Source organism: Pseudonocardia halophobica, assembly GCF_027922425.1.
In the GTDB taxonomy this organism is placed as follows: domain Bacteria; phylum Actinomycetota; class Actinomycetes; order Mycobacteriales; family Pseudonocardiaceae; genus Pseudonocardia; species Pseudonocardia halophobica.
On record NZ_BSFQ01000072.1, the window covers coordinates 1 to 10,171 of the forward strand.

11 protein-coding genes and 3 tRNA genes are annotated in these 10,171 nt (G+C 74.4%); 6 read left to right on the forward strand and 8 right to left on the reverse strand.

Annotated features, from left to right (window positions below; translation table 11 throughout):
• Positions 1–396: zf-HC2 domain-containing protein (locus PKE99_RS36755; RefSeq protein WP_271214975.1), on the reverse strand; the 396-nt coding region annotated here is incomplete at its 3' end.
• On the reverse strand, positions 396–1,049 hold the full coding sequence (locus PKE99_RS36760; protein ID WP_037041600.1) for an RNA polymerase sigma factor: 654 nt from the start codon (positions 1,047–1,049) through the stop codon (positions 396–398). The genes PKE99_RS36760 and PKE99_RS36755, both read right to left, overlap by 1 nt.
• A gap of 259 nt (positions 1,050–1,308) precedes the next feature.
• Here PKE99_RS36760 and PKE99_RS36765 point away from each other — a divergent pair, with 259 nt between their 5' ends.
• The 4 genes from PKE99_RS36765 to PKE99_RS36780 all read left to right on the forward strand — a co-directional run bounded on the left by PKE99_RS36765 (position 1,309) and on the right by PKE99_RS36780 (position 2,208).
• Positions 1,309–1,749 (forward strand): SsgA family sporulation/cell division regulator, encoded by a 441-nt coding sequence (locus tag PKE99_RS36765; protein ID WP_037040856.1) that lies wholly within the window; start codon positions 1,309–1,311, stop codon positions 1,747–1,749.
• Positions 1,750–1,917: 168 nt separating this feature from the next.
• Positions 1,918–1,990, forward strand: a tRNA-Gly gene (locus tag PKE99_RS36770).
• A gap of 70 nt (positions 1,991–2,060) precedes the next feature.
• Positions 2,061–2,132, forward strand: a tRNA-Cys gene (locus PKE99_RS36775).
• Position 2,133: 1 nt separating this feature from the next.
• A tRNA-Val gene (locus PKE99_RS36780) sits at positions 2,134–2,208 on the forward strand.
• Positions 2,209–2,249: 41 nt separating this feature from the next.
• On the opposite strand, the gene PKE99_RS36785 is transcribed toward PKE99_RS36780, so the two are convergent.
• Together PKE99_RS36785 and PKE99_RS36790 are read right to left on the reverse strand one after the other, a co-directional pair.
• Positions 2,250–2,633, reverse strand: a complete 384-nt coding sequence (locus PKE99_RS36785; protein WP_037040854.1) for a VOC family protein — start codon at positions 2,631–2,633, stop codon at positions 2,250–2,252.
• Positions 2,634–2,927: 294 nt separating this feature from the next.
• Positions 2,928–3,767 carry an oxygen-binding di-iron domain-containing protein gene (locus PKE99_RS36790; RefSeq protein WP_037041599.1) on the reverse strand — a complete coding sequence of 280 codons (840 nt, stop codon included), beginning with the start codon at positions 3,765–3,767 and terminating at the stop codon, positions 2,928–2,930.
• A 131-nt stretch (positions 3,768–3,898) separates the two neighbouring features.
• Here PKE99_RS36790 and PKE99_RS36795 point away from each other — a divergent pair, with 131 nt between their 5' ends.
• Positions 3,899–4,369 (forward strand): OsmC family protein, encoded by a 471-nt coding sequence (locus PKE99_RS36795; RefSeq protein WP_037040852.1) that lies wholly within the window; start codon positions 3,899–3,901, stop codon positions 4,367–4,369.
• A 19-nt stretch (positions 4,370–4,388) separates the two neighbouring features.
• Here the strand turns inward: PKE99_RS36795 and PKE99_RS36800 are convergent, their stop codons facing one another.
• The 4 genes from PKE99_RS36800 to PKE99_RS36815 form a co-directional block, all read right to left on the reverse strand.
• Positions 4,389–5,546 carry a cysteine--tRNA ligase gene (locus PKE99_RS36800; protein ID WP_051736773.1) on the reverse strand — a complete coding sequence of 386 codons (1,158 nt, stop codon included), beginning with the start codon at positions 5,544–5,546 and terminating at the stop codon, positions 4,389–4,391.
• A gap of 39 nt (positions 5,547–5,585) precedes the next feature.
• Entirely contained in the window at positions 5,586–7,109 is a 1,524-nt protein-coding gene (locus PKE99_RS36805) for a GDSL-type esterase/lipase family protein (RefSeq protein ID WP_051736772.1), read from the reverse strand.
• 206 nt (positions 7,110–7,315) lie between these two features.
• Positions 7,316–9,265, reverse strand: a complete 1,950-nt coding sequence (locus tag PKE99_RS36810) for an ArnT family glycosyltransferase (protein ID WP_037040850.1) — start codon at positions 9,263–9,265, stop codon at positions 7,316–7,318.
• Positions 9,266–9,483: 218 nt separating this feature from the next.
• Positions 9,484–9,813, reverse strand: a complete 330-nt coding sequence (locus tag PKE99_RS36815; protein WP_051736771.1) for a hypothetical protein — start codon at positions 9,811–9,813, stop codon at positions 9,484–9,486.
• A gap of 67 nt (positions 9,814–9,880) precedes the next feature.
• Between PKE99_RS36815 and PKE99_RS36820 the strand changes: the two genes are divergently transcribed.
• Complete coding sequence (locus tag PKE99_RS36820) at positions 9,881–10,129, forward strand: type B 50S ribosomal protein L31 (RefSeq protein WP_037040849.1); 249 nt, start codon at positions 9,881–9,883, stop codon at positions 10,127–10,129.
• Positions 10,130–10,171 lie beyond the last annotated feature (42 nt).

Sequence of the window (10,171 nt, forward strand, 5' to 3'; positions counted from 1 at the left end):
GCGCCCGCCGCGGCCCGGCCCGGCCCCGGCAGCGCCGGACGGGCCGGTGGTCGCCGGCCGCCGCGGCGCTCCGGTCTCCTCCACCGGCTCGGGCGGGGCCGGGGGCCGGGGGGTCGGCTCCGGCAGCCGGTGCTCCTGCGGCGCCCGGTGCTCCTGCGGCGTCTGGGCGGCGGCGTCGAGGATGCGGTCGCGCAGGTGCGGGGGCGGCTCGCTCGGCTCGACCGCGTCGCCGAGCAGCGCGAGGGTCTCCTCCGTCTCCCGGACGAGGGCCCGGCAGGACTCGCACGTCGGCAGGTGCCGCCGCACCTCGGCCTCCTCGTCCGGTCCGGCGGCCCGCAGCACCCACGCGACGACGCGCTCCTCCGCGGGACAGCCCCGCGCGTGCGACCCGGTCATCACGCACCTCCGTCCGCGAGCCGGCCGTCGCCGGCCAGGGGGCCCAGGGCCGCCCGCAACCGCGCCAGCCCGGTGAACATCCGCGACTTCACCGTCCCGAGCGGGACGCCGGTCAACGTCGCGACCTCCCGCTGGGTGTAGCCGCCGTAGTAGGCGAGCGCCAGGGCCTGTCGCTGCTCGGCAGGCAGCCCGCCGAGGGCGTCCCGCACCTGCCCGGCGACGACGGCGCCCAGCGCCTCCTGGTCCGCGCCCGGCCCGGCGGGGGTCGGGGCGTCGTCGGTGTCCTCGACCGGCACCGTGCGGCGCCGGATCGTGGCCTCGCGGCGGACGGCGTCGACGGCCTTGTGGTGCACGAGGGTGAGCAGCCAGGTCGCGAAGGCACCGCGACCGGCGTCGAAACGCGCGGGGTCACGCCACAGCGTGAGGAACACCTCCTGGACGACGTCCTCGGCCAGCCCGTCGTCGGCACAGATGCGCCGCGCGAGGGACCAGGCGGGGCGACCGTAGCGGTCGTAGATCTCGGCGAGGGCCCGGTCGTCCCCCTCGGTCAGCCGGGCGACGAGCGCCGCGTCGGCCCCGGCCCGGCCGGCGGACCGGCGTGGGCCGCGGGGACGGCCCCGCGACGGTCCCCCTCCGTCGGCGACATCCGCCACCAGTGCGTCCCTCACAACCTCGTGTTCGGCGCCGGCCCGCGGCCGGTTCGCCGACATCGGGTCTGAAACGTGGATCACAGCCGTCCGGGCGATCACCCGTCCTCGCAGGTCGGCACACCCGACACGGGAACAGCACTAACCCGTCCGTGTGAAAGCGACCGATCCGGTCCTCGGAGAACGTCCCCCGACCCGTCACATCTTGGCGATCCGCTCGTTCTTCCGCACGACGGACCACGCGGCACGAGGAAGAGGACCAAGGATGCGCGACGAGCCCACGATCATCCGCGAACCGGCCACGTTCGAGCTCATCACGCCGGACTCGGCGCCGGTCCCGGTGCGGGTCGAGCTCTCGTACTCCAGCCGGGACCCGTACGCGGTCCAGGCGTCGTTCCGGACCGGCCAGGGCAGCCCGGTGGACTGGGTGTTCGCCCGCGACCTGCTGGCCGACGGCCTGCTCGGCCCGGCCGGTACCGGCGACGTCCGGGTGCAGCCGGTCCCGCACGAGCCCACCCGGATCGAGGTCGAGCTCGCCTCCCCGTCCGGTCACGCGGTGTTCACCACGTGCGCCGCGACGCTGGCCGCGTTCCTCGACCGCACGTTCGAGTGCGTGCCGCCGGCGACCGAGTACTCGTGGCTCGACTTCGACGCCGCGCTGGACCAGCTCCTCGCCCCCAACTCCAGCGACGGCGCCCGCGACTGACCCCGACCGCGCCCGTCGGGCCGCAGCACTCCCTGCGGCCCGTTCGTGCAGGTCAGAGGCCTGGCGCAGGGAAACAGGGGGGCCGGTTTGGAGGCCCCGGGGACCCTGCGCTAATGTTCTTCACGTCGGAGCGAGCAGCCCCGGCGAGCACCGGGAAACCGAGTGCATGCGGACGTAGCGCAGCTGGTAGCGCATCACCTTGCCAAGGTGAGGGTCGCGGGTTCGAGTCCCGTCGTCCGCTCGGAGGAAACCACGTATTCACTGCCTGGGCCTCCAGGTCCGATCCCCGCGAAACCATCCGGGGGACCTCGGGCGGAGTGGCCGAGTGGCTTAGGCAAGGGCCTGCAAAGCCCTGTACGCGGGTTCGATTCCCGCCTCCGCCTCGGGCGATTAGCTCAGTGGGAGAGCGCTTCCTTGACACGGAAGAGGTCACTGGTTCAATCCCAGTATCGCCCACCACCCCGAGAAGGCCCCCTGGAGACAGGGGGCCTTCGGCGTTCTCAGGCGGATGTGTCGTACGGCGTGGTGATCACCTCCATGCCGTGCCCTGCCGGGTCGAGGAAGTAGACGCCCCGCCCGCCGTGGTGGTGGTTGATCCCGGGCTGCGTCATCCGCGGGTCGGCGAAGTGCTCGAGGCCGGCGGCGCGGATGCGGCCGAGGATCGCGTCGAAGTCCTCCTCGGGCACCAGGAACGCCAGGTGCTGCAGCGGGATGTCGTGGTCGACGCTGACGTAGTCCAGCGTCACCCCGTTGCTCAGCTGAAGGGGGACGAACGGTCCCCACGGCTCGCCGACCTCGAGGCCGAGCAGGTCGGCGAGGAAGGTGGCGGAGGCCCGGTTGTCGCGGGCGAGGACGATCGTGTGGTTGAGCTCGACGGTGGGCATGGTCTCCTTCGGAACGGGTGTGTCGGGGTCGCCGCACAGCGGCGGGCACGAACGAGGAGCCGGAGTGCGGCGAGGGCACGACGGCGCGACCGGCTGGGCCGGTACCGGAAAACGGGATCACGGCGGGCCCGGCTCGGGGCCGGGCGCGTACCGGGAGGCGGAGGGTCAGGCGGTCCCTGCGGAGCGAGTGCTCACGTCGATCAGTCCCCTCGGCGGTCGGGTGCCGCGGAGCGGCACACGCCCAGCCAACCGGACATCTCGCGCACCGGTCAAGAGCGTTCCCGGGACTGCTGCTCAGGAGGTGGGGGCTCCCGGCTCGGCGAGCGCGCCGGCCTCGGCCATCCACCCGTCCAGGTCGTGCTGGTCGAACTCGCGCCACGGGTCGACGGCGGGCAGCCGCCGGGTCAGCTCGAACGCCTCGGCGACCCGCGGGCCGCGGATGACCGGCGTGTGGCAGCCGGCCACCACCGCGACGCCCAGATCTCGCACGGCCCCCACACACTGGTCCCATTTGCCCTGGTCGAGGTAACGGTGCCACGGCGCCACCAGACGACCGCCGAGCAGTTGCCCGTCGCGGAAGTCGTCGTCGCCGAGCTGGTCGGACTCCAGCACGGGGTGCGGGGTGTTCGTCGCGAACGTGTCGACGGACCAGTACACCTGGGTCGTGGGGTCGTACGCGCCCCGGGTGGTCGGGTTGTCGAAGACCGGCGGCCGGACCGAGACCAGCACCCGGTCGCCGATGTCCACCGGCTCCTGGTCGTTGACGAACCGGCAGCGCTCGATCGGGGTCGTCCACTCCTCGGCCATCCGGCCGATCGCGAACCAGGTGGTGAGCAGGGTCGCGTTCGGACAGGCGGCGAGGAGGGCGAGCAGGTTCCCGGCGTGGTCGCGGTCGTCGTGCGACAGGAAGATCCACCGGACGTCCGTCGGCTCGACCACGGTGAAGATCGCGTCGAGCCACTCGGCGCGCACCAGGGGCGCGCCCGTGTCGACGATCACCGGCTCACGGCCTCGGATGACGAGCGAGTTGACCGGGAAGTGGCCGACCGGCGGTGCGTCGATCCCCCAGCTGATCAGGAACGTCTCGTCGGCGATCGGGTACGGGCGGACGTCGTGCACGACGGGTGCGGCCATGACGGGCTCCTGCGATGAGGTCGAGCGGCCGTGCAGGGTCCCGTAGCCGCCGGAGACGGGCATCACCTGAATCGGATGACATCTTCTTCGGTGCCGCCTACCGTGCCGTGCACCGACGGGAGGGGTGGCGGATGGCACGGACGCACGGCTACGCGGTCACCGTGCGGTGGACGGGCGACGAAGGCTCGGGGACCTCCGACTACCGGTCCTACTCGCGCGCCCACGACGTCGTCGCCGAGGGCAAGCCGGTGCTGGCCGGGAGCGCCGACCCTGCCTTCCGCGGCGACCGGGCGCGCTGGAACCCGGAGGAGCTGCTCGTGGCCGCGCTCGCGCAGTGCCACATGCTCAGCTACCTGGCGCTGTGCGCGCGGCACGGCGTGGTGGTCACCGGGTACTCCGACGCCGCCGAGGGGACGATGGTTGAGTCGGCGACGTTCGGGGGCAACTTCACGGAGGTGGTGCTGCACCCGCGGGTGCGGGTCGCCGAGGAGGCCATGCGGCACAAGGCCGCGGCGCTGCACCACGAGGCCTCGGAGACCTGCTTCATCGCGAACTCGGTCGACTTCCCGGTGCACCACCACCCCGTCGTCGAGGTGGGCTGAGCCCGGTTCTCGGGCCCGGCTACTGCAGGGCGAGCGTGCGCAGGACCTGGCGTGCGGCGTCGCCACCGGCGTCGACGGCGATCCGCAGCGCCCGGGGGACGTCGAGGTCCGCGAGCAGGGCGGCCCGGACCTCCGCGACGGCCGCGGGCGAGTCACCCCTCCGGCCCGCCGCGACGTACAGCCGCTCCAGCAGCGCGGCCGCGTCGTCGAGCGCGTCCGGCCGGTAGTCCCACGGCTGCGCCCACGCCCGGTCGAGCAGCATGAGCCGCACCGCAGGCCCCGGCGCCTCGCGCAGCAGGTCGTGGACCAGCACCAGGTTCCCGGCCGACTTGGCCATCTTGGCGCCGTCGATCCCGACCGTGCCGGCCCGCAGCTCGCGGCGGGCGAACGGCGCACTGCCGGTGGCCGCCGAGGCCATGGCGACCTGGTAGGCATGGTGCGGGAAGGACAGGTCGGCCCCGCCGGCCAGGACGTCGACGACCCCGCCGAGGGTGGCCAGCGCCATCGCCGCGCACTCGGCGTGCCAGCCCGGGCGCCCGGGACCCCACGGGCTCGGCCAGGCCGGGTCCCCCTCCCCCGACGGCCGCCACACCGGCACGTCGAACGGGTCGTCGCGGCTCGGGTCGGCCGGGTCGTCGCCGTTCTCGGCCAGCAGCGCCAGGGCCCGGTCGCGATCCTGTCCCGGGGCGACGCCCGCGCCGCGGAAGTACACGAACCCGTCGCGCTCGTAGGCGGCCCCGGCCGCGAGCAGCGCGATCGCCAGCCGGACCACGTGCGCGACGTGGTGGCGCGCGTGCGGCGAGTGCGTGGGTGGCCGCACGTGCAGGGCGGCCATGTCCCGCTCGACGTAGTACTCCTGGGTCAGCCCGAACTCGTCGAAGGCCCGGCCGCGCTCGGCCGCGACCTTGGTCAGGACGTCGTCGACGTCCGTGACGTTGCGGGCCACCACCGTCTCGACACCGGTCATCCGGATCACCCGCGCCGCCGTGTCGGCCCAGACGAAGGCGGCCGCGTGCCCGAGGTGCGTGACGTCGTACGGGGTGATCCCGCAGACGTAGAGCCGCGCCGGGACGGTCAGCGGCAGCGGCGCCCCGCCGAGGCGCAGCACCTCGCGCGGGTCGGTGACGGCGCCGGGGCGCGCGCGCTCCTCCGGGGACAGGTCGATCGGCGTGGCCATGCCGCCATCGTCCCAGGCCCGCCGCCCGGCGGCCGGGGGTCAGTCGTCGAGCGGGCCGACGACCCGGGCCACCGTCGCGGCGAGCCGCAGCGACCCGACGGCCGTCGGGTGGAAGGCGAACGGGTCGGTGAGGCCCTGCAGATCCGGGCCGAGCCCGTCGGTGCCGGGACTGCACAGCAGGGTCAGGCCGGGATCGGCCACGGCGAACCCGTACTTCTCGGCCCCGGCCCGGAGCACGGCGTTGAGCTGGTCGTTCCGGTCCGTCAGCAGGTCGATCTTGTCCTGGGTGAGGCCGACCGCGTACGACGGGCCGCGCGCGTCCGGGCAGGCCGGGTCGGTGTCGCGGGGGAAGGCGTCGTAGGAGGTCATGACGACGACCCGGGGCTTGCTCGGCAGCGCCGCCAGGTCCTCGAGCAGGGCCGCGTAGTCCCGGTCGAAGGCGGCCATCCGGTAGTCGAACTCGCCGCGGGTGAGGTTGTCGTCGCAGGTCTCGACGCCGTAGCAGTACTTGATCAGGTCCGACCAGCCGACGTCGTTGGGCCCGACGGCGACCACCACGAACTTCAGGTCCTGCATCTGCTTGAGCAGCGCGACCTGGGCCGGGACCTGGACGTTCCCGCGCTGCTGCGGGCCGCGCAGCCCCTGCGCGACGGTCGCGCTCGGGCAGGCCAGGTTGCGGACGCGGCCGGGGATCATGGTGCCCAGCTCGGCGGCGAGGGAGTCGGCGCTGCGCTCGCACGCGACGTCGTCGCCCTCGGGCCCGGCCACGGGCGGCCCGCCGACGCGTGCGGCGCGGGAGTCGCCGATCACCGCGCCCGCGTAGCCGAAGACGGGCGGGCCGACCGGCGCCGGCGTGACGCGGGCGCTGCCGACCAGGTCGGACAGCGAGCTCACCTGCGCGAGCCCACGCATCGTGCCGGTGTAGGCCAGCGCGCCGCACACGCCCCAGGCCACCAGCGACACGGTGACCGCGAGCAGCGACATCCGGCCGATGGTGCCGGAGCAGCGGTGCCAGACGTCGGCCACCGTGACGTGCTCGCTCGCCTTCTCCCGGCGCAGGATCCCGAGCACCCGCGCGCAGCCGACCAGCGCGGCGGCGGCGAGGGCCGTGCCGACCACGCCGAGCGTGGCGAGCAGGTACCAGTTCACGAACCCGGTCCGCAGCTGGTCGACGGCCTGGGCGGTCGCCTCGGCGGTGGTGTCCGGGTTCAGGACCCGGGCGGCGTCGTCGTTGCGCTGGACCGGGCCCATCTCGAGCTGCGGGCGCAGCGGCCCGACGACCTGCAGCCGCGGGATGTCGAGCTCGGTGTTGCCGATCTGGACGAGCCGGGCCGGGCCCTCGAGCGAGAGGTCGGGGGTGCGGGCGCCGACCGAGATGTGCTGGCCCAGGATCCTCAGCTCCTGGTCCGGGGTCAGCGCGATGGTCAGCGGGATGCCGGCGAGCAGGCACAGCCCGATCATCAGGATCGTCGGCCACGACCGGGCCTCGCGGACCAGGGCCCGGAACCGGCCGCCGCGCCCGGCCGGCGGGCGGGTGCGGGTCCGTGCGGTGGTGACCACCATCGGCGGGCTCCCCCTCGTCCGGCGTCCGTGTACCGATCCAGATCATGCGGTCGCGGAACCCGCGGTGCCCATACTGCGAACAGGGGACGCGCGGTGGGGAGACGCACGCGGACGGGGGCTTGACGTACCCGTGAGCGGCAACTGCCCCTAGAGGGTCAGTTGCCGCTCACGACGTGCCCTGAGCTGCGCAAAGGCGCTCCGGCGGGTCAGGTGGTGAGGTCGTAGACCGTCTGGCCGCCGACCGTGGTGGCCGTGAAGTTCTCCGCCACCCACTCGGCGATCCGGCTGCTGGTGGAGTCCGACGCCCCGCCGGGCCCGCCGCCCTGGCCGCCGCCGACGTAGTAGTGGATCTTCCCCTCGGCGACGTCCTGCTGGAACTGCACCAGCGTGACCGCCGAGTCGGAGCCGCCCCAGCCGCCGGTCGACATCACCGCGGTGCCCGACGCCAGCTCCAGCGAGGCCGCGGTCTGCGAGGTCGACACCGCCGCGGACCAGGTCGTGTCGGTCGACCCGAGCAGCGCGGTCAGCTCGGCGCTCGTCGCGTCGCCCGTGCCGCCCGTGCCGCCGCCGGGGCCGCCCTGACCGCGGTCGGCGCTACCGCCCTGCCCGCCGTCGGGCATCCCGGTCGGAACGCCCTGGCCGCCGTCGGTGCCCGACGCCGCCGGCGGCGTGCCGCCACCCGGGCCACCGACGCCGTCGCTGCCCGACGAGCCGAACGAGCTCGAGGTGGTCCCGACCGACGGGATGCTGCCGGTGTGGGCGACGGACGCCGTCGCGACGGCGTAGGCGCTCGTGCCGGCGAGGCCGGAGAGCACGGCCGCGGTGACCCCGACCAGCAGCACGCGCCGCCACCGGCCGCCCGCCACCAGGGCGACCGCCCCGACCAGGGCGAGCGCCGCGACCGGCCAGCGCAGCCAGGTGAAGCTCTCCGAGCTCGCGGCCAGCAGCGCGAACGACCAGGCACCGGTGGCGACCACCGCGAGCGCGAGGGTGACCCGCGCCCACACCGACGCCCGCCGCTGCCACAGCGCCCGCCCGCCGACGGCCAGCACACCGGCGATCCCCGGGGCCAGCGCCACCGTGTAGTACGGGTGCATCGTGCCGCTCATATAGCTGAACACCACGCCGGTGACCAGCGTCCAGCCGCCCCAGAGCAGCAGGCCGGCGCGGGTGCGGTCGGTCCGTGGCGCCCGGCGGGTCACCCACAGGCCCGCGAGCAGCAGGATCAGCGCCGCGGGCAACAGCCAGGAGACCTCGTAGGCGATCTCGCCGGTGAACAGCCGGGTGATGCCGGCCGACCCGCCGAACCCGGTGTTGCCACCGCCGCCGCCCCCGCCGCCGTTGCCGCTCCCGCCCAGCAGGCGGCCGAGGCCGTTGTAGCCGAGGGCGAGCTCGAGCAGCGAGTTCGTGGTGGAGCCGCCGATGTACGGCCGGCTGTCCGCCGGCCACAGCTCGACCAGCGCGATGAACCAGCCCGCGGACACGACCATCGCGGCGAGCGCCCCGAGCAGCTGCACGATCCGGGTCCGCAGCTGCGGGGCGCCCGCGACCAGGTACACCAGGCCGAGGGCCGGCACGACCAGCAGCGCCTGGCCCATCTTCGTGAGGAAGGCGAACCCGACGGCCGACCCGGCGGCCACCAGCCACCAGCTCGACGCCTTCACCGACGCCGCGTCGACCGCCCGCGTGACCGCCCAGGCGGCCGTGACCAGGAGCAGGACCAGCAGCGCGTCGGGGTTGTCGAAGCGGAACATCAGCACTGCAGCCGGGGTGAGGGCCAGGGCCGCGCCCGCGAGCAGGCCCGCGGCCGGCCCGGCCCACCGCTTCACCGCCGCGTGCAGCAGCCCGACGGACGCGACGCCCATCAGCGCCTGCGGCACCAGCACGCTCCACGAGGAGAAGCCGAAGATCCGCGCCGAGGCCACCATGACCCACAGCGCGGCCGGCGGCTTGTCGACCGTGATCGCGTTGCCCGAGTCGAGCGACCCGAACAGCCAGGCCTTCCAGGACTGGGTCCCGGCCTGGACGGCGGCCGCGTAGAAGTCGTTGGCCCAGCCCGAGGCGGAGAGGTTCCAGAGATACAGGACCGCCGTGCCGGCCAGCAGGACGAGCAGCGCCGGGCGGGACCAGCGGGGCTCGCCCTCCGCGCCGCGCACCCGCCGTCGGAACCGGCCGGGGGCGCCGGGCGGGGCGACCCCGTGAGCTCTCTCGGCGCGGTGCCGCCCGGGGTCGGGCGCGCGCGGGGGGCGCGGCGGGCGGACCGGTGTCGCGGTGCTCACGGAGGTCTCCTCGCGGTCGTCGATCTGTCCCCACGAGGGTCCCTCGGCGCTCTGTCGCGTCCCTGTTCGTCTCCTGTGCGTCGTCTGTGACCGGCTCAGTTGACCGATGCCGCGGGCAGAGCGATCAGGTGCGCCGGGAGGTCGCGCGGGTCGAGGCGCCCGGCACGCAGCCAGTTGGCGACGGCGGCGACGTCGGCCGTGCTGCGCACCGGCCCGATCCGCAGGGCAGGCCGGGTGGCGCGCCGCGCGTCGTCGCACGGCTGGACCACGACGAACCCGCCGCCGCACCCCTCCCCGAGAACGCACCGCGACTGGACGAGGATCCCGCCCCGGCTCCCCCGCACCGCCTCGCGGAGCGTGTCGTCGAGCGCCGGGTGGGCGGCGCAGGCGGTGCAGCGGACGGCGACGAACCCGGTGCGATCCATGGGAATCTCCTGCAAACGACAACCGTTATCATCAGTGAACGTAGCAGGACATGCCGAGGAGGACACCGTGCGACCGAACATCCACCCCACGTACGAGCCCGTCGTGTACCAGGACCGGAGCACGGGCGACGCGTTCCTCACCCGGTCGACCGCGACCTCGCGGGAGACGATCGAGTGGAGCGACGGGCGGACCTACCCGCTCGTCCGCGTCGACATGAGCTCCTACTCGCACCCGTTCTGGACGGGTGCGGCCCGGGTCCTCGACTCGGCGGGTCAGGTCGAGAAGTTCAACCGGCGCTACGGCCGCCGGCGCTGAACCTCGGGCGAACGGCGCTCTCGCTCACCTCTGGTGAGCGAG

Bases quoted from the DNA above. Each gene is read 5' to 3' on its own strand.
- PKE99_RS36765 (WP_037040856.1), top strand. From the start codon at position 1,309: ATGCGCGACGAGCCCACGATCATCCGCGAACCGGCCACGTTCGAGCTC.
- PKE99_RS36785 (WP_037040854.1), bottom strand. From the start codon at position 2,633: ATGCCCACCGTCGAGCTCAACCACACGATCGTCCTCGCCCGCGACAAC.
- PKE99_RS36790 (WP_037041599.1), bottom strand. From the start codon at position 3,767: ATGGCCGCACCCGTCGTGCACGACGTCCGCCCGTACCCGATCGCCGAC.
- PKE99_RS36795 (WP_037040852.1), top strand. From the start codon at position 3,899: ATGGCACGGACGCACGGCTACGCGGTCACCGTGCGGTGGACGGGCGAC.
- PKE99_RS36800 (WP_051736773.1), bottom strand. From the start codon at position 5,546: ATGGCCACGCCGATCGACCTGTCCCCGGAGGAGCGCGCGCGCCCCGGC.
- PKE99_RS36805 (WP_051736772.1), bottom strand. From the start codon at position 7,109: ATGGTGGTCACCACCGCACGGACCCGCACCCGCCCGCCGGCCGGGCGC.
- PKE99_RS36815 (WP_051736771.1), bottom strand. From the start codon at position 9,813: ATGGATCGCACCGGGTTCGTCGCCGTCCGCTGCACCGCCTGCGCCGCC.